The organism is Halorubrum depositum, assembly GCF_007671725.1.
GTDB classification, from domain to species: domain Archaea; phylum Halobacteriota; class Halobacteria; order Halobacteriales; family Haloferacaceae; genus Halorubrum; species Halorubrum depositum.
In genome coordinates this window covers 312,029-329,050 of sequence record NZ_VCNM01000002.1, presented here as the reverse complement: position 1 = coordinate 329,050, position 17,022 = coordinate 312,029, and the positions used below count along the sequence as shown (strand labels likewise).

The window sequence follows — 17,022 nt, the reverse complement described above, 5'->3', positions numbered from 1 at the left end:
GCCCCTCACGCGACTTTTTCACCGTCGACGCCGGCGGTTTCGGTATGTCCGACGCCTTCGGCCGAGCGATCCGCGATCACTTCCGCGGCGAGCGGGGCGAGCCCCTCCTGCACCGAGACGGCGGCGAGACGGTCGAACACCCGATCGAGGCGTTCTACTTCGCCGACTTCGACCCCGACGAGGACCCGTCTCACGAGTGGCTGGCGTCCCGGCTGCAGGGGCCGCTCGTCGACCTCGGCGCCGGGACCGGGCGGCACGCGCTGTACTTCCAGGAGCGGTTCGAGACGGTCGCGGTCGAGCCGAGCCCCGCGCTCGTCGAGACGATGCGCGAGCGCGGCGTCGACGACGCCCGCGAGGGAGACATGTTCGCGCTGCGCGAGGCGTTCCCCCGCGACCGGTTCGGCTCCGCGCTCGCGAACGGGACCCAGATCGGACTCGCCGGGTCGATGCGGGGGCTCACCGAGTTCCTCGGCGACCTCGCACACGTGACGACGCCGGACGCGACCGCGGTCGTCGACTGCTACGACCCGACCCATCCGGCGACGGCCGACCTCGTCGGCTACCGGGACGACCCGACGCCGGGGCTCGCGCACCGCGTCATGTTCTTCGAGTACGAGAGCGAGACGAACCCGATCCTCCAGCTTCGGCTGTTCAGCCCGGCCAGGCTCCGGGAGGCCGCCGTGGGAACGGACTGGGAGATCGCGGAGGTGGTCCGCGGCGAGGAGGGCAACGAGTACCACTACCGCGCCGCGCTGCGGAAGCGCGGCGGCGAGTAGAGCGCTCGTCTCCCCTCCTGTCCACCGGTTTCAGTCGCGGGACTCGCCCTACCACGTCGTCAGCGCTGCCCGCCCGTGGTCGTGCACGAGAACGGCGAGGAAGGCGAGCACGCCGGTGACCGCGAACGCGCCGCCGACGTAGAAGACGGACGCCATGCTCACCTCGACCATCAGCCACCCCGCGATCAGCGGGCCGGCCACCGAACCGGGGCGCCAGACCAGTTCCCGGATCCCGAAGCTGGCGGCCACGCCGCCGTCGTCGGTCCCCTCGTCCGCGAACAGCGCCATGCTCGCCGGCTCACGGAAGGAGTCGGCGACGCCGAGCAGCCCGGAGAAGGCGACGAGGGGGAGGTACGCGGGCGGCAGCTCGCCGAGGAACGGGAGCGTCACCCCGGCGCCCAACGCGGTCCCGATCGCCGCGGAGAAGGGGATCCCCATCGCGATCAGTCCGTACGCGCCGCCGCCGGCGAAGACGAACAGCGACCGGCCGTACCCGTCCGAGAGCCGACCGGTGAACAGCTGGCCGACCATGTTGGTCGCCTTCTCGGCGGTGACCGTCACCGCGATGGCGACGCCGGCGACGCCGAGGCCGCCGCCGGCCATCGACGTGCCAGCGTAGATCGGGACCCAGGTTCGGACCATGGTCACGGCGAAGGCGTACTGGGCGCGGAACCCCGTGATCGTGAGGATCTTCCGGTTGACGGCCAGATCGGAGAAGGGGAACCCCTCGACGCGGGTGTCATCCTCGTCTAAGACGAGCCACGTGACGGCCCAGGCGGCGACCATCAGCCCGGAGATGATCGCGAAGATCGGGCCGAATCCGACCGCGTCGTAGATCGCGCCCGCCGACAGCGACCCGACGATCGAGGCGGCGAAGGCGGCGGCGTTCGCCTTCCCGATCCTGTCGGCCCGCGTTCCCACGTCGGCGATCTGGCCGACCAGCGACAGCGTCATCAGCCCCGCGCCGGTGACGACGAACCCCTGCAGGGCCCGCACGGCGACGAACGAGGCGGAGGAGTCCACCAGCGGGAACAGCGCGTAGACGCCGGCTCCGACCGCGAGGGTGCCGAGCAGGACGGTCCGCTTGTCGAACCGGTCGCCGGCCCACGCCAGCGGGACCACGGCGACGGTCTGGGCGAGGGTGAACCCCGTGGTGTACATCCCGATGACGAACCCCGCGGAGATGGAGACGCCCAGCACCGTCGTCGCCTGCGGGTCGAGCGCGTTGATGTACGGTCCGAGCAGCGTGATCAGGGTGATGAACCCGAACCCCTCGGCGAACCGCGTGAGGTAGAGCGCCCAGAACTGCGATCGGCTCGCCCCGTTCCTCGCGTCCACGTTGCTCACACCGGAACGGCGCGCACCGGTTCAAAGTGCGTTTCGATTCGAAGGGCTCGCCGCGATCCGGTCGGGGGGCATATACGCGAGCGACCCGTAACTCCGCCGATGCGACGCCGGGAACTGTTGACCGCGTTCGGCGTCGGCTCGATCGGTCTCCTCGCCGGCTGTGCGGGCGTCGGACCGAGCGCGACCGACGAGGCCGGTGACGACGGCGACGGAGGAAGCGATAGCGGCGGGACCGGTGACGACGGAAGCCATAGCGGCGGGGCCGGCGACGCGGACCCCGCGGACGACTGGCCGTCGGGTCCGTACGCCGACTACGACGCGACCGCCGTCGAGGCCCGCACTCCCGACGGCGACCGCCTCGGAACGGTGACCGCCGCGATCGCGGAGACCGGCGACCAGCGATTCCTCGGGCTCAGCGACGCCGAGCGGCTCCCCGAGGACGCCGGGATGCTGTTCGTCTTCCCGTCGTCCCGCGACGACCTGACGTTCGTCATGCGCGAGATGGCGTTCGGGATCGACATCGTCTACGCCGACGCCGAGGGGACGATCGTCGAGATCCACAACGCGCCGGCGCCCGGTCCCGGAGAGGACGGGAGCGAGCAGCGGTACCCGGGGTCCGGCCGCTACGTGCTTGAGGTGCCCTACGAGTGGACGGATCGGCACGCGGTCACCGTCGGCGACTCACTGGCGTTCGACCTGTAGGGGACCGACGCCGGGACGGGGGCGGTTCGATCCGGTCGCGGGGGGAGACCTCGCGGGTCGGTCGACCGGCCGAGTTACCCGGCCAACGCGATGTCCAGGTAGAGCATGATGACGACGCCGGCCATGAGCCCGAGCGTCGACACGCGCTCGTAGCCGCTCCTGTGCGTCTCGGGGATGATCTCGTCGGAGATCACGAACAGCATCGCGCCCGCGGCGAACCCCATCGTGTACGGCAGCAGCGGCCTGACCGTCCCCACGGCGACGGCGCCCAGCACCGCCAGCGGGATCTCGACGACGCCGGCCCGGATCCCGGCGATCGCGGCGTAGAGCCGCCGATCGAGCCCGGCGTTTATCGCCGCCACGGAGACGGCCAGCCCCTCGGGGACGTTCTGAAGCCCGATCGCGAGCATCAGCGACAGCGCGCTCCCCAACCGCGCCGGATCGCCCGCGGCCGCGCCGAACCCGACGCCGACGGCCAGCCCCTCGGGCATGTTGTGCAGCGTGATGGCCAGGACGAACAGGACCACCCCGGCCAGTCGCTCATCGCTGACGGGGAGCGTCTCGTTCGGTTTCGCCGCGTCCGTCCGTCGCGTCCCGGTCAGGAGGTAGTGGGCGTGCGGGACCAACGCGTCCGCCCGGTCCAAGAACAGCGCGCCGAGGCCCACTCCGACGAGCGTCGGGACCGGGTTGCCGCCGGAGTATTCCTCGATACCGGGGATGATGAGGCTGGTGAACGCCGCGGCGAGCATGACGCCGGCGGCGAAGCCGAGCATTCCGTTGAGCGCCCGCTCGGAGGGGTTCCGCCAGACGAGGACGAGCGACGCCCCGAAGAGGTTCATCAGGGCGATGACGACGCCCCCCGCGAGCGCCTGTATCACGGGGGAGGTCCCGGCGAGACGGACGAACGCGTCGGTGAGCTCGAACATCGACGTCTCTGCCTGCGCGGTGCAGCGTTGTATAATCCCGCATCCGAGTCCGACCGGGGGCGCGGCGGTTCATCGCACTCGCCCGCGGTGGTCCCCCGTCCCGATCCTGGCCGTTCCCCGGCGAGGGCGTCGGGTACTCGCCCCGTTTATGTCGCTCGCGCCCGTGGCGAACGTATGCGAAACGTGGACGCCGCGGGGCTCGGGATCGGCGACGACCACCCGCCCCGGATCATGGGCGTGCTCAACGTCTCCGCGGAGTCGCCGTACGACCCGAGCGTGTACGACGACCCCGGCGAGGCCGCCGAGTACGTCGACGAGGAGCTGATCGGCGAGGGCGCCGACGTCGTCGACGTCGGGCTCGAATCGGCCAACAAGGACCTCGACGTGCTCTCGGCCGAGCAGGAGCTGGACCGCCTCGACACCGCGGTCGAGGCGCTGGAGTCGACCTCGGGGGACGCCGTCTGGTCGATCGAGACCCGCTACCATGAGGTCGCCGACGAGGCGCTCTCGCGCGGCTTCGACATGGTCAACGACATCTGCGGGTTCGCGGACCCCGAGATGCCCCGCGTCTGCCGCGAACACGACGCCGCCGTCTCGAAGATGGCCTCGCCGCCCGATCTGGAGCGCCCGGGCGCCATCGAGGACGTAAACGACATCTACGAGGCGCTCTCGATGAACGGGTTCACCGACAAGACGATCCTCGACCCCGCCTTCGGCGGCTGGTCCGAGGCGAAGACCCACGCCGACGACCGGGAGACGCTCCGCCGCCTCCGGGAGTTCCGGGGGTACGGCCGGCCGCTGCTCGTCTCGATCAACCGCAAGAGCTTCCTCAAGACGATCGCCGGGCGGACCACCGAGGAGGCGCTGCCCGTCTCGCTGGCCGCCACGTCGATGGCGGTCGAGCGCGGTGCCCACGTGATCCGCACCCACGACGTCGCGGAGACCCGCGACGCTGCGCTCGTCGGCGCCGAGTTCGCCCGCGACCGAGTCCGATCGGGCCGCGACGCGGGCGACGTCGCCGTCGAGGAGCTCGACGTGACGACCGCGCGGGAGGCGGAACGTCACCTCGACCGGCTCGGCGCCGACCGCGACGTCTCCGGGAGCGCGGCCGTTCGCACCTACGAGCTCACCGGCCTCACGGAGCCGGCCGTCGGCGCGCTTCGGGCCGCGACCGCCGAGACAGCGGGCGTCGACGGCGCGGCGTTCGCCCTCGCGGGGGGGGCCGACGAGGCGACCGCGGCGGTCACCGACCCGCCCTCCGCGACCGACGGCGGCGTGTCCGGCGCCGACGGGACCGGCTCCGCGGGGATCCTGGTCTGTACGCCGTCCGGGCTCTCAGCGCTCACGGCCGCGGTTTCCGGCGCGTCCGCCGCGCTCGACGCCGCGCTCGAAACGACGGACGCCGGCCGGAAGTAAGAGAAAGTTTATGCCGTCGTGTAGACAACCCATCGACCGGACGCCGGAGGGGCACGCGGGTAGGGGTACTCTGTGCTACTCCGGCCCATACCATATTCCACACCGCGAGCGGCGGCGCCGCGCGGCGCCGCGGTGGGCAGACCGATCCGGCCGCCCGAGTCCGGGTGAGACGGTGTGAACTTCGAGGCGTTCGAACCGGCGTACGAGGCGATCCTCTCCGACTTCGGCTTCGAGCGGGCGGCCGACGAGCGCGCCCGGGACGTCGCCGCCGAGCTGGCGACCCCCTTCCCGCTCGACCGGTTCGGCGACTGGCGCGGCGCGACCGTCGCGGTCGCGGGCGCCGCGCCGCGACTCGCCGCCGACGTCGACCTCGCCCGCGACGCCGACGTCGTCATCGCCGCGTCGACCGCCGCCGACGTCCTCCGCGACCGGGGGGTCGAAGTGGACTGCATGGTGACCGACCTCGACAAGAACCCGGGGACGGCGGCCGCGCTGACGCGAGAGGGCGTCCCGGTCGCGGCCCACGCCCACGGCGACAACGTCCCCGCGGTCCGCGAGTGGCTCCCGCGGTTCGCCGGCGAGTGGACGCTGGCAACGACGCAGGCGGCGCCGGCGGGGCCCGTCGTCAACACCGGCGGGTTCACCGACGGCGACCGCGCGGCCTTCCTCGCCGACCACGTCGGCGCCGGGCGACTGGTGTTTCCGGGATGGGAGTTCGACGATCCCGACGTCGGCCCGACGAAGGCGAAGAAGCTCGACTGGGCCGCCCGCCTGCTGCGGTGGCTCGAGCGCCGTCGCGGCGAGCGGTTCGGGATCCTCGACGGACGGCGAGAGGGTGCGGACGCGGCGCTCGACCCGATTCTGTCGGGCGGCGATCAGTGAGGCGACGGTTCGGCGGCGATCAGTACGGCGACGACTCGACGCGCGCCTTCGGCAACAGCTCCTCTGAGTCGCGCGCCTCCAGCCACCCCACCAACTGCACGAGCTGGTCGGTCGCGGCCTCGAACAGCCGCTCCGCCTTCTCGGGGGTCACGTCGGTCGGATCGCCGAAGGCGCCGTTCGCGGAGTTGTCGACCGAGTCGTAGAACGTCCGGGCGCCGTGGACGACCGCGTCGGAGTCGTCGAGGTGGACCAGGCCGTCGTCGCGGGCGTTCTCGAACTGGTCCTCGCGGACGAGCTCCGGGGCGATGTGGGTGATCATCGCCGTCTCCTTCGGGCCCGCGTGGGGGCCGTTGTGCTCGAACAGCTCGTCGACGAGCCCCGGGATCGACTCGTCCCACATCCACTCCAACGCGTAGGTCGTGCCGTCCTGATGCAGCCGCCGGCCGACCTCGCGGAGGTGCTGGACGTTGCCGCCGTGGGCGTTCACGTAGACGACGCGGTCGATCCCGTGGTACGCGAGGTTGCGGGTGAACCCCTCCACGTAGTCTCGGAACTCGGGCGGGTCGACCCACATCGTCCCCGGGAACTGGCGGTGGTGGGGGCTGACCCCGACGTCGATCGTCGGCGTGCGGACGACGCCGGTCTCCTCGGCGGCCGCGCTCGCGAGCGCCTCGGCGATGAGGTGGTCGGTCGCCAGCGGGAGGTGCGGGCCGTGCTGTTCGGTGGAGCCGAGGGGGACGAGCGCGATCGACTCCTCCGACAGCCGCTCTGCGAGCTCCGGCCACGTGTGGTCGGCGAGGTACATACCGGCAGGTGGGGTTCGGGACGTATGAACCCAGCCGTCCCGGCGCCGTTCGCCGTCTCGTGCTCGCCCGTCGCGGCGCCTCCGTCCGCCGCTCGAGGAGGGCGTCGTCCCGTGTCGCCACCCTTTTTGTGTCGTCCGGCCGAACTCGCTGGTATGTTCGGAGGAGGCGGCATGAACCCGCGGAAGATGAAACAGATGATGAAACAGATGGGGATCGACGTCGAGGAGCTCGACGCCGAGCGGGTCGTCATCGAGACGGCCGACGGCGACCTCGTCTTCGACGGCGCCCAGGTCACCAAGATGGACGCGCAGGGCCAGGAGACCTACCAGATCGTCGGCTCCCCGGAAGAGGTCGCCGACGCGGGCGCCGGCGGCCCCTCGGCGGTCGAGGGCGACGACGGCTCGGTCGACGCGACGGAGCGCGACGCGGGCGTGACCGACGCGATCCCGGACGAGGACGTGGCGTTGGTCGCCGAGCGCGCCGGCGTCCCGCAGTCGACGGCCCGCGAGGCCCTGGAGAACGCCGACGGCGACCTCGCGGCCGCCATCGCGGCCCTGGAGTGACCGGTCCGGCGTGACCGACGCCGCGTACCTGCTCGTCCACGACGACCGGGAGTACCTGCTGGGGCCGGGCGAGGAGTTCGGCACCGACCTCGGCGTGCTCGAGGTCCCCGAGGACGTCGCGGGCGGCGACACGGTCGAGACGCACCTCGGGACCGCCTTCGCGGTCCGCGAGCTCCGCGGCCCGGACCTGTTCAACCACCTCGAACGCACCGGAGCCCCGATGATGCCCCGCGACGTGGGGCTCGTGATGGGCCACACAGGCGCGTCGGGCGGCGACCGCGTCCTCGACGCCGGCACCGGCACGGGGATCCTCGCCGCCTACCTCGGCCGGGCCGGCGCCGACGTGACGACCTACGAGGTCGACGCCGAGTTCGCCGACGTCGCCCGCGCCAACATGGAAACCGCCGGGGTTTCCGACCGCGTCGAGGTCCGCACCGGCGACCTCACCGAGGAGCTGGACGCGCTCGCCGAGGGCGATCCGTTCGACGCCCTCACGCTCGACACCGGCGACGCGCCGGCCGTCGTCGAGCGCGCCGACGAACTGCTCGTCTCGGGCGGCTGTCTCGCCGTCTACTCCCCGTTCGTCGAGGGCACCCGCGAGGCGGTCCTCGCCGCCCGCGAGGCCGGCCTCGACGGGATCGAGACGCTGGAGACGATCCAGCGCGAGATGGAGTTCTCGGAGCGCGGCTCCCGCCCCTCCACCGCGGGCGTCGGCCACACCGGGTACCTTGTCTTCGCGCGGGCGCCCTGAGGCGGCGCAACGTTCTTTCCGATCCCGCCGCCACGAAGCGTATGGTTCCCCCGACGGGCGGCGGTGACGGCGCCGACGAGCCTCCGATCGAGCCCTCGGAGGTCGCCGTCGCGATCGACGAGTACGGCGAGGGGCTCGCCGACGCGGTCGAGTCGGCGCTCGCGGGGCGGTCCGGCGTCGTCGCCGTCGGCGTCCCGCTCGGGCTGCTCCCGTCCGTCCTCGCGGCTCGCGAGCGGACCGACGACGACGCGCCGTGGCGGGTCGCCTGCCCGCCCAGCGCCGTCGACGCGCTCGAACGGGCGTTCGTCCTCGGAACCGCCGTCGCCGAGGCGGTCGCGGAGGGGTCGATCGAGCTCCGGGTGATCGCGGGCGAGAGAGACTCCGACGGCCTCCTGCCGACCGATGCCGCGGGGCGCTCGCTCGCGTTCGCGACGCCCGACCGCGTCGACGCTGTCGCCGGCCCGCGCGCGGACCGAACGCTCGTCTCGGAGACGGGGGGCGAGCGGACTGCTGCGGCACTCCGTGCAGTGACGACGCGGTTCGAGGCCGCGACGCCCGCGACCGTCGGGATGCCCTCGCGCACCCGCCTGCTCGCCGCGGCGCGCGAGGTCCTCGACGACCGGTTCGCGGACGACGTGGCCGCGGTCCTCGACGCCCTCGACTACGGTGCGGTCGGGCGGACGGGGACCGTCACCGACCGGACTCTGCTGATCGCGCTGGCCGCCCGGCACGACCACCTGTTCCGGGACCTCCGGCGGTGGGTCGACGGCGAGGGGAGCGAGGGTGGCGAGGAGAGCGAGAGGGGCGAGGGGAACCCCGCCGACCGCGTCGCGATCGCGCCCGGGCAGGAGCTCACGGCCGACCGACGCGCCCTCGTGGGCCGGGAGCTGATCGAGTCGATCAAGGTACCGATGGGACCGGGGCGACCCCAGTTCCGGCTCCGGGCGGTCGACGAGGCGCTGCTCCGGGCGGAGCCGACCGAGGTGTTCAGCGTGCTCCGCGGGCGGTTCGCGCTCCCGGTCGACGAGGACGGAACGCTCCGCCGAGGCCCCGGCGGCGAGGGGCGTCGGCCGGTGTGGGACCGGCGGCGGTGAGCGGGCGTCGGCGGCTGTCGGCGTCGGCGGCTGTCGGCGGTTACTCCTCCTCTACCGAGCGTGCCGACGTGACAAGAACTAACTCCCGGCGGCGCCCCCGAACGGGTATGCCGAACTTCTCCGACAGGGTCGAGCGGATCTCCATCAGCGGGATCCGCGAGGTGTTCGAGGCGGCCGGCGACGACGCGATCAACCTCGGGCTCGGACAGCCCGACTTCCCGACGCCGGAACACGCGCGCCGGGCCGCCGTCGACGCGATCGAAGACGGGAAGGCGGACGCCTACACCGAGAACAAGGGGATTCTGTCGCTCCGGGAGGCGATCGCGGAGAAGCACCGGGCGGACCAGGGGGTCGACCTCGACCCCGCGAACGTGATCGCCACCGCGGGCGGGAGCGAGGCGCTCCACGTCGCGCTGGAGGCGCACGTGAGCGCGGGCGACGAGGTCGTGATCCCGGACCCGGGGTTCGTCTCCTACGACGCCCTGACGAAGCTCGCGGGCGGCGAGCCCGTGCCCGCCCCGCTCCGCGACGACCTCACGATCGACCCGGCCGCGGTCGAGGACGCCATCACGGAGGACACCGCGGCGTTCGTGGTGAACTCCCCCGGCAACCCCACCGGGGCGGTCTCCTCCGAGGCGGACATCCGGGAGTTCGCGCGGATCGCCGACGAGCACGACGTGCTCTGCGTCTCCGACGAGGTGTACGAGTACACCGTCTTCGACGGCGAGCACTACTCGCCGATGGAGTTCGCGGAGACCGACAGCGTCGTCGTCGTCAACTCCGCCTCGAAGCTGTTCTCGATGACCGGGTGGCGGCTCGGCTGGGTGTACGGCTCCGACGAGCGCGTCGAGCGCATGCTGCGCGTCCACCAGTACGCGCAGGCCTGCGCGTCGGCCCCGGCCCAGTACGCGGCCGAGGGCGCCCTCCGGGGCGACCGCGGGATCGTCGACGAGATGACGGCCTCCTTCGAGCGCCGCCGCGACCTGCTCCTGGAGGGGTTCGACGAGATTGGCCTCGACTGCCCCACGCCCCAGGGCGCCTTCTACGCGATGCCCCGCGTGCCGGATGGGTTCGTCGACGAGTGTATCGACCGCGGTGTGATCGTCGTCCCGGGCGAGGCGTTCGGCGAGCACGGGCGGGGACACGCCCGGATCTCGTACGCGACCGACGAGAGCGAGCTCCGTGAGGCGCTGGACGTGATGGGCGAGGCGTACGCGGCGGTCCGCTGAGCGCGGACGGTCGCCCGTCCGGCCGCAACGTAGCGTCAATTTCTGCCGCCCGATAACCCCAGGACATTACCCGGCCGCGAGAGGTTTCCGCAAGTTATACTGCGACCGACGGAGTACCGAGAGGTAATGGACCGGAACATTCAGGTCAGCCGCCTCGACCGGCGAGCGGTCGAGGACCAGGAGGTCGAGATCGTCGAGCGGAAGGGTATCGGACACCCTGACTCGATCTGCGACGGAATCGCGGAGTCGGTGTCGCGGGCGCTCTCGCAGCTCTACTTGGACCGCGTCGGGAAGGTGCTCCACTACAACACGGACGAGACGCAGCTCGTCGCCGGCCGCGCCGCGCCCGCCTACGGGGGCGGCGAAGTCGTCGAACCCATCTACGTGCTCATCGTCGGTCGCGCCACGAAGGAGTACGACGGCGAGCAGCTCCCGGTCGACTCGACCGCGCTGGCGGCCGCCCGCGACTACCTCGCCGAGGCGATCCCGGAGCTGGAGTACGGCACCGACGTCGTCGTCGACGCCAAGCTCGGCGAGGGCTCCGGCGACCTGCAGGACGTCTTCGGCGAGGAGACCCAGCAGGTGCCGATGGCGAACGACACCTCCTTCGGCGTCGGCCACGCCCCCCTCACCGAGACGGAGACGATCGTTCACGAGGCCGAGAGCGCGCTCAACGGCCGGTACCACGACGACCACCCCGAGCTCGGCCCCGACGTGAAGATCATGGGGAAGCGGGAGGGAGACCGCATCGACATCACCGTCGCGGCCGCGATGGTCGACGCCTACGTCGACGGCCTCGACGAGTACGACGACGCGGTCGCGAACGTGCGCGAGTTCGTCACCGGGCTCGCTCAGGACCACACCGACCGGGAGGTCCACGTCGACGTCAACACCGCCGACGACTACGACGAGGGGTCGGTGTACCTCACCGTCACCGGCACCTCCGCCGAGCAGGGCGACGACGGCTCGGTCGGCCGCGGGAACCGCGCGAACGGCCTCATCACGCCGAACCGACCGATGTCGATGGAGGCGACCTCCGGGAAGAATCCGGTCAACCACATCGGGAAGATCTACAACCTCCTGTCGACCCGGATCGCCGAGTCGGTCACCGACGAGGTCGACGGGATCCGCGACCTGCAGGTCCGCCTGCTGTCGCAGATCGGCCGCCCGATCGACGAGCCCCACGTCGCCGACGCGCAGCTCGTCACCGAGGAGGGCGTCGCGATCGGCGACATCGAGCCGGAGGTCCTCGAGATCGTCGACCGCGAGCTGGCCGACGTCACCGACGTGACCCGCAGCGTCATCGACGGCGACGTCTCGACGTTCTGAGTCGCCGGCGGACGGGTCGCCGGGCGGATCGCCGGTCTCGTCGACGACCGAACGACCGCAACCGATTTGGGGAGCGGGCGAATCCGATAGCGTGTGACGCGGGTGTGTCTCCTCGGCGATCCGGACGTCAACCTCACCTACGAGCTGCTGTCCCGCGAGACCGCGCGGGACGCGCTCGCGACGTACGACATCGAGGAGCCGTACGCGAACAGCCTCGCCGTCGACACCGTGAGCCTCGGCGCCGCTGTGTCCCTCTTAAACGATCTCAACTGGTACCTCGTTCGCTTCGTCGACGAGGCGCTCGTGCGCGAGCCGTCGGTCTCGACCGACGAGTGGCTCTCGCGGGACCTCGCCCGCGAGGTGCGCGACGGCGCGGTCCCGCCCGAGGAAACCGACCAGCGTCTGAAGGTGTTCGGCCTCGTCGACGGGCGGCCCGTCGAGCCGCTGTACGTCCGGCGGAAACAGGGCGAGACCCCCGAGTACGACCTCCGCGACGTCGACGAGACGGTTATCGTCCGGGTGAGCGAGTCGGAGTTCTCGGGATAATCGACTGTCAGTTATTTATATTGCAGATCAGTGACTGCTGTCAGGGCCACTGGTGTCCACTTATAAACAGACAGCTGATCGATGCAGAACACCCTCAAAGCCCCAGCCGCGACGGCTCGCGCGCTTTGCTGCGCTCCTCGGTCGCTCACTTCGTTCGCTTCCTGTGGTGCTTGCTGCAGCGTGCTTCGCCCTCGCGGCTGCCCCTTTGAGTCCCACCCTGCACCGTGACCGCACCTCACACCTCCCCAGCCTCGCGGTTCGCGCTCTGCGAGCGCTCACCGCGTCCCTCGCGCGTGCTGCTCGCGCCCAAGGGGAGCTCGCAGGCACGCGCCACCGCATCGATCGCTTTCGTTCCGGATACGATCGTACAAGTCGGTCCGGCGGCGAAGGCGCGTATGGCACGCGTCACGGTCTGGAACGAGTACCGCCACGAGCGCGACAGCGACGTCGTCGCCGACGTCTACCCCGACGGGATCCACGCGGTCCTCGCGGAAGTCTTCGAGGAGGCGGGCCACGACGTCCGCACCGCCACGCTCGACGAGGGACCGGAGCACGGGCTCACCGAGGAGGTCCTCGACGACACCGACGTGCTCACCTGGTGGGGCCACGCCGCCCACGACGAGGTGCGCGACGCGGTCGTCGACCGCGTCCACGAGCGCGTGCTCGACGGGATGGGTCTCCTCGTGCTCCACTCCGCGCACTACTCGAAGATTTTCAAGAAGCTCATGGGCACGAGCTGCTCGCTGAAGTGGCGGGAGGCCGCCGAGACGGAGCGGCTCTGGGCGATCGAGCCGAGCCACCCCATCGCCGACGGGGTCGGCGAGTACATCGAGGTCGAGGAGGCGGAGATGTACGGCGAGCGGTTCGACGTTCCCGCACCGGACACGCTCGTCTTCAACTCCTGGTTCGCCGGCGGCGAGACGTTCCGCTCCGGCTGCTGTTACCGCCGCGGCAACGGGAAGGTGTTCTACTTCCGGCCGGGCCACGAGACGTACCCGGTCTACTACAACGAGGATATCCGACAGGTGCTCCGGAACGCGGTCGACTGGGCGACGCCGGGCGACGGGCCGACGCCCGACTTCGGCAACGCCGACCCGATCGAAGAGATCGACACGAGCGACGATCGGACGGTCCACTAGCGGCGGTTCCCCGACCGGTCACTCGCGGACTCACGGCACGTCGCGAAGTTCCATGAACGCGGTCATCACCGCCGACTCGGCCTTCCGAAGGTGCTCCGAGGCGGTGCTCGGGGAGGCGCCGATCCGCTCGGCGACCTCCTCGACGGTCGCCGCTCGCGGGGACTCGTAGTACCCGCTCTCGACGGCGGCCGCGAGCGCGTCGAACTGCCGGTCGGTCAGTGCCGGATCGAAGAGGTGCTGCCGCCAGTCGTACTCGCCGATCCGGAGGACGGTGGTATCGATCCGGTCCGGGAGCTCCGCGAGCGCGTCGCGCAGCGGGCCGTGATCCCCGACGATCGTCAGTCGAGCGATCCCGTTCGAGCGGAAGTCGACCGGGGGAACGACGACCACGCCGGTCCGCTGGAGCGGGCCGAACATCGCGTCGTCGACCGCGTCCCGTCGCTGCGTGAGAAAGACGTAGTGACCGGTCTCGTCGATCCGAGTCACGTCGAACTCTCGAATCCGGTCGACCGACCGGAGCGCGTCGGTGTACACGTCGATGTCTCCCTCCACGTAGAACAGGAAGGTGTCGTCCGGTTCGTCAAGGATCGTCCCCTGGACGAGCACGTCGCGCTCGATCGCGTCGGACTCGTCGATGAGCCGGTGTATCGGATGCATGAGGTCCGGCGGAAACCGGAGCTCGACTCGGAGGTACTTCACGCCGAGCAGTGTCCACGGGTCCGTTATAAATACCCGTCGTGATCCGGCAGAAGACACGGGAGGTCCGGGCGCGTCGGTTCGCGTATGTCGATCGACGCGACGACGGACGGGATCGACGCGGCGGGGAAACCGGACCCGTTCTCGTCGATTTCGGACCTGATCGTTGGACGCGAGACGCACCTGAACGCTCCCGCCGCTCGGATACGACCGGACGCGGTTCAGGAGGTACTCTCGACGCTGAAACGGGAGGCCGGCTACGATCATCTGGCCTGCGTCACCGCCCAGGAGTACGAGAACCGGTACGAGTCGGTCTACCACCTCCGCTCGTTCGACGACCCGACCCGGGAGGTCGGCGTCGTCGTCCCGGCCGACAAGGACGACCCGGTCTCGGAGTCCGCAGCGCCAGTGTTCCGCACCGCCGACTGGCACGAGCGGGAGGCGTACGACCTCGTCGGGATCCGGTACGACGACCACCCCGACCACCGGCGGATCCTCCTGCCCGAGACGTGGCAGGGCCATCCCCTCTCGATGGACTACGACCAGGACCGCCCGCAGATCGCGGCGCTGTCCGAGAACGAGCCCGTCGAACCGGGGTCGTCGACGGCGATCGGGAGCGATACCATGCTCCTCAACATCGGGCCGCACCACCCGGCGACCCACGGCGTGCTCCATCTCCAGGTCACGCTCGACGGCGAGGACGTCGTCGGCGTGGAGCCGGACATCGGCTACATCCACCGCTGCGAGGAGCAGATGGCCCAGTCTGGTACCTACCGACACCAGATCATGCCGTACCCCGACCGCTGGGACTGGGGCGGCGGCGGCCTGCTCAACGAGTGGGCGTACGCGCGTACCGCCGAGGACCTCGCCGACATCGAGGTTCCCGAATACGCGCAAGTCGTCCGGACGATGGCCGCGGAGTGCAGTCGGATCCTCTCGCACATGCTGGCGATGGGGGCGTACGCGCTCGACGTGATCGGCGATTTCACCGCGACGTTCATGTACGCGATCCAAGAGCGCGAACGCGTCCAAGACGTCTTAGAGGACCTGACGGGCCAGCGGCTGATGTTCAACTACTTCCGGCTCGGCGGCGTCGTCTGGGACCTCCCCGAACCCCGCGAGGAGTTCTTCTCGACGGTGCGGACGTTCCTCGACGGACTCCCGCGTCGGCTGGAGGAGTACCACGACCTCCTCACCCGCAACGAGATCCTCCAGTTGCGCACGGTCGACACCGGCGTTCTCCCCCCGAAGGTCGCGAAGGAGTACGGCTGCACGGGCCCCGTGCTCCGCGGGTCGGGCGTCGACTACGACCTCCGCCGCGACGACCCGTACGGCTACTACGACGAGCTCGACTGGGACGTCGTCACCGAGGACGGCTGCGACAACTTCAGCCGCCTGCTCGTCCGGATGCGCGAGGTCGAGGAGTCCGCGAAGATCATCGAGCAGTGCGTCGACCTCCTCGAGGACTGGCCCGAGGACGAGCGGACGATTCAGGCGAACGTGCCCCGCACGCTCCGCCCGGACGACGACACGGAGATATATCGCGCGGTCGAGGCCGCGAAGGGCGAACTCGGCATCTACATCCGCGCGGACGGCACCGACAAGCCCGCCCGCTTCAAGATCCGCGGCCCCTCCTTCTCGAACCTCCAGGCGCTCCCCGAGATGGCCGACGGCGAAGCGATCCCGGACCTGATCGCCTCGCTGGGGAGCTTAGACACGATCATGGGCGAGGTCGATCGGTGAGTCGCCCCGATCTCGGACGAGCCGGCGGCTCGCGAGTGTAGGGCGACCGCCGCTACGGCGCGGACGTTGAAAGGCGACCGCCTCGCGCGAACGCGAGACGACCGGTGTGTCGCACGCCGGCGGCCGGTCGAATGAACGTCAACGGCGTCCGTATATAAACCCTCGTTCACGAAGCCGCCGCGACAGGGCGCCCTCGAACCGCCTACCGTTAGTCCGGCCGGTGGACCTCGCCGTCGCGCCCGTCGGCGTCCTTCCGGCGGAGCGCCGCGGCCGCGTTGTTGGCGTCGTAGCCGAAGAACACGTCCTTCGCGTACGTCTCGGCGACCTCGGTCGCGTGGATCAGGTCGTCGACGGCGACGTCGACCGCGTACAGCTCCAGCGAGAACGGCGTCTCCGGCGGCGCGCCGTGGACGTCGTAGTCGCCGCCGAGCCGCGTCCGGAAGCCGCGGGCGATCGTCTCCAGCCAGTAGGTCGTCGCGTACTCGGTGTCGTACAGCGGGACCACGAACTCGTCGACGTGGTCGGCGAGGCGGTCGAGGTCGAGCCCGGCGCGCTCCCGGAGGTGACCGGGGTACGGGTCGGGGTACAGCGTGAGCAGCACGCGACCGGGGACCAGTTCGGCGGCGTCGGCGACGAACTCGGTGATGACGTCGGCGCGCCACTCCGCCCACCGGTCGCGATCGCTCTCGGCGAACAGCCGCTCGCAGCGGTCGCACCGGCAGAACCCCTCGCGCGGGAACCCCACGTCGTCGAGCCGCACGTCGTCGCTCTCGGCGGCGCAGTCCTCGATGATTTCCAGCAGGCCCTCGCGGTACTCCGGGTGGGTCGGGCAGATGTACGCCCAGTCGAAGTAGTCGCGGTCGCGGGTCGCCGGATCGCCGCGCTCGTCGACGGGGACGAGGTCCGGGTTCTCGGCGGCCGCGGCGTTGTCCCCGAAACACGACACCATGTTCACCGCGTTCGGGAGCGGCGCGGCCGCCCGCCCCGTGACGTCTTTCACCTCGTAGAAGCCGAGGTCGAACGGCTCCATCTCGACCTCGTCGGCGTTGCGCGTGACGACCCCGTACATACCCGTCG

Annotated in this window: 17 protein-coding genes; 12 read left to right on the top strand and 5 right to left on the bottom strand. The window is 70.9% G+C overall.

The features are described from left to right. Positions 1 to 44: 44 nt before the first annotated feature. A complete protein-coding gene (locus tag FGM06_RS09125; protein ID WP_144798954.1) occupies positions 45 to 776 on the top strand; it encodes a methyltransferase domain-containing protein in 732 nt (243 codons plus the stop codon). A gap of 48 nt (positions 777 to 824) precedes the next feature. Here the strand turns inward: FGM06_RS09125 and FGM06_RS09120 are convergent, their stop codons facing one another. After that, complete coding sequence (locus tag FGM06_RS09120) at positions 825 to 2,123, bottom strand: MFS transporter (protein WP_144798953.1); 1,299 nt, start codon at positions 2,121 to 2,123, stop codon at positions 825 to 827. A gap of 99 nt (positions 2,124 to 2,222) precedes the next feature. Between FGM06_RS09120 and FGM06_RS09115 the strand changes: the two genes are divergently transcribed. After that, complete coding sequence (locus FGM06_RS09115; protein ID WP_144798952.1) at positions 2,223 to 2,825, top strand: DUF192 domain-containing protein; 603 nt, start codon at positions 2,223 to 2,225, stop codon at positions 2,823 to 2,825. Positions 2,826 to 2,899: 74 nt separating this feature from the next. Here the strand turns inward: FGM06_RS09115 and FGM06_RS09110 are convergent, their stop codons facing one another. Next, positions 2,900 to 3,751: a ZIP family metal transporter gene (locus FGM06_RS09110; protein WP_144798951.1), complete on the bottom strand. Its 852-nt coding sequence runs from the start codon at positions 3,749 to 3,751 to the stop codon at positions 2,900 to 2,902. Between the two features lie 174 nt (positions 3,752 to 3,925). On the opposite strand from FGM06_RS09110, the gene folP reads away from it, so the two are divergent. Together folP and FGM06_RS09100 are read left to right on the top strand one after the other, a co-directional pair. Next, entirely contained in the window at positions 3,926 to 5,167 is a 1,242-nt protein-coding gene (folP, locus tag FGM06_RS09105; RefSeq protein WP_144798950.1) for a dihydropteroate synthase, read from the top strand. Positions 5,168 to 5,341: 174 nt separating this feature from the next. Continuing rightward, positions 5,342 to 6,049, top strand: a complete 708-nt coding sequence (locus FGM06_RS09100; protein ID WP_144798949.1) for a 6-hydroxymethylpterin diphosphokinase MptE-like protein — start codon at positions 5,342 to 5,344, stop codon at positions 6,047 to 6,049. 19 nt (positions 6,050 to 6,068) lie between these two features. Here the strand turns inward: FGM06_RS09100 and FGM06_RS09095 are convergent, their stop codons facing one another. After that, positions 6,069 to 6,854: a creatininase family protein gene (locus FGM06_RS09095; protein ID WP_144798948.1), complete on the bottom strand. Its 786-nt coding sequence runs from the start codon at positions 6,852 to 6,854 to the stop codon at positions 6,069 to 6,071. A gap of 153 nt (positions 6,855 to 7,007) precedes the next feature. On the opposite strand from FGM06_RS09095, the gene FGM06_RS09090 reads away from it, so the two are divergent. The 7 genes from FGM06_RS09090 to FGM06_RS09060 all read left to right on the top strand — a co-directional run bounded on the left by FGM06_RS09090 (position 7,008) and on the right by FGM06_RS09060 (position 13,506). Next, positions 7,008 to 7,418, top strand: a complete 411-nt coding sequence (locus FGM06_RS09090; protein ID WP_144798947.1) for a nascent polypeptide-associated complex protein — start codon at positions 7,008 to 7,010, stop codon at positions 7,416 to 7,418. A 10-nt stretch (positions 7,419 to 7,428) separates the two neighbouring features. Then, complete coding sequence (locus tag FGM06_RS09085; RefSeq protein WP_144798946.1) at positions 7,429 to 8,169, top strand: tRNA (adenine-N1)-methyltransferase; 741 nt, start codon at positions 7,429 to 7,431, stop codon at positions 8,167 to 8,169. Positions 8,170 to 8,210: 41 nt separating this feature from the next. After that, complete coding sequence (locus tag FGM06_RS09080; protein WP_144798945.1) at positions 8,211 to 9,263, top strand: transcriptional regulator TbsP domain-containing protein; 1,053 nt, start codon at positions 8,211 to 8,213, stop codon at positions 9,261 to 9,263. Positions 9,264 to 9,370: 107 nt separating this feature from the next. Next, positions 9,371 to 10,492: a pyridoxal phosphate-dependent aminotransferase gene (locus tag FGM06_RS09075; RefSeq protein ID WP_144798944.1), complete on the top strand. Its 1,122-nt coding sequence runs from the start codon at positions 9,371 to 9,373 to the stop codon at positions 10,490 to 10,492. A gap of 126 nt (positions 10,493 to 10,618) precedes the next feature. After that, entirely contained in the window at positions 10,619 to 11,821 is a 1,203-nt protein-coding gene (locus tag FGM06_RS09070) for a methionine adenosyltransferase (protein WP_144798943.1), read from the top strand. A 93-nt stretch (positions 11,822 to 11,914) separates the two neighbouring features. Next, complete coding sequence (locus FGM06_RS09065) at positions 11,915 to 12,367, top strand: DUF5804 family protein (protein ID WP_144798942.1); 453 nt, start codon at positions 11,915 to 11,917, stop codon at positions 12,365 to 12,367. A 395-nt stretch (positions 12,368 to 12,762) separates the two neighbouring features. Further along, on the top strand, positions 12,763 to 13,506 hold the full coding sequence (locus tag FGM06_RS09060) for a ThuA domain-containing protein (RefSeq protein ID WP_144798941.1): 744 nt from the start codon (positions 12,763 to 12,765) through the stop codon (positions 13,504 to 13,506). Positions 13,507 to 13,536: 30 nt separating this feature from the next. Here the strand turns inward: FGM06_RS09060 and FGM06_RS09055 are convergent, their stop codons facing one another. Further along, positions 13,537 to 14,205, bottom strand: coding sequence for a helix-turn-helix domain-containing protein (locus FGM06_RS09055; RefSeq protein WP_144798940.1), 669 nt, complete (start codon positions 14,203 to 14,205; stop codon positions 13,537 to 13,539). 84 nt (positions 14,206 to 14,289) lie between these two features. On the opposite strand from FGM06_RS09055, the gene FGM06_RS09050 reads away from it, so the two are divergent. Then, positions 14,290 to 15,945: an NADH-quinone oxidoreductase subunit D-related protein gene (locus FGM06_RS09050; protein WP_144798939.1), complete on the top strand. Its 1,656-nt coding sequence runs from the start codon at positions 14,290 to 14,292 to the stop codon at positions 15,943 to 15,945. 208 nt (positions 15,946 to 16,153) lie between these two features. Here FGM06_RS09050 and FGM06_RS09045 read toward each other — a convergent pair whose 3' ends face one another. Further along, entirely contained in the window at positions 16,154 to 17,014 is an 861-nt protein-coding gene (locus FGM06_RS09045) for a glycoside hydrolase family 10 protein (protein ID WP_144798938.1), read from the bottom strand. Between the last annotated feature and the right edge of the window lie 8 nt (positions 17,015 to 17,022).

What these genes read in the sequence shown, in the direction of transcription:
- FGM06_RS09110 (WP_144798951.1), bottom strand. Translation starts at nt 3,751, where the DNA reads ATGTTCGAGCTCACCGACGCGTTCGTCCGTCTCGCCGGGACCTCCCCC.
- folP (WP_144798950.1), top strand. Translation starts at nt 3,926, where the DNA reads ATGCGAAACGTGGACGCCGCGGGGCTCGGGATCGGCGACGACCACCCG.
- FGM06_RS09125 (WP_144798954.1), top strand. Translation starts at nt 45, where the DNA reads ATGTCCGACGCCTTCGGCCGAGCGATCCGCGATCACTTCCGCGGCGAG.
- FGM06_RS09090 (WP_144798947.1), top strand. Translation starts at nt 7,008, where the DNA reads ATGTTCGGAGGAGGCGGCATGAACCCGCGGAAGATGAAACAGATGATG.
- FGM06_RS09080 (WP_144798945.1), top strand. Translation starts at nt 8,211, where the DNA reads ATGGTTCCCCCGACGGGCGGCGGTGACGGCGCCGACGAGCCTCCGATC.
- FGM06_RS09095 (WP_144798948.1), bottom strand. Translation starts at nt 6,854, where the DNA reads ATGTACCTCGCCGACCACACGTGGCCGGAGCTCGCAGAGCGGCTGTCG.
- FGM06_RS09045 (WP_144798938.1), bottom strand. Translation starts at nt 17,014, where the DNA reads ATGTACGGGGTCGTCACGCGCAACGCCGACGAGGTCGAGATGGAGCCG.
- FGM06_RS09075 (WP_144798944.1), top strand. Translation starts at nt 9,371, where the DNA reads ATGCCGAACTTCTCCGACAGGGTCGAGCGGATCTCCATCAGCGGGATC.
- FGM06_RS09050 (WP_144798939.1), top strand. Translation starts at nt 14,290, where the DNA reads ATGTCGATCGACGCGACGACGGACGGGATCGACGCGGCGGGGAAACCG.
- FGM06_RS09115 (WP_144798952.1), top strand. Translation starts at nt 2,223, where the DNA reads ATGCGACGCCGGGAACTGTTGACCGCGTTCGGCGTCGGCTCGATCGGT.
- FGM06_RS09060 (WP_144798941.1), top strand. Translation starts at nt 12,763, where the DNA reads ATGGCACGCGTCACGGTCTGGAACGAGTACCGCCACGAGCGCGACAGC.
- FGM06_RS09070 (WP_144798943.1), top strand. Translation starts at nt 10,619, where the DNA reads ATGGACCGGAACATTCAGGTCAGCCGCCTCGACCGGCGAGCGGTCGAG.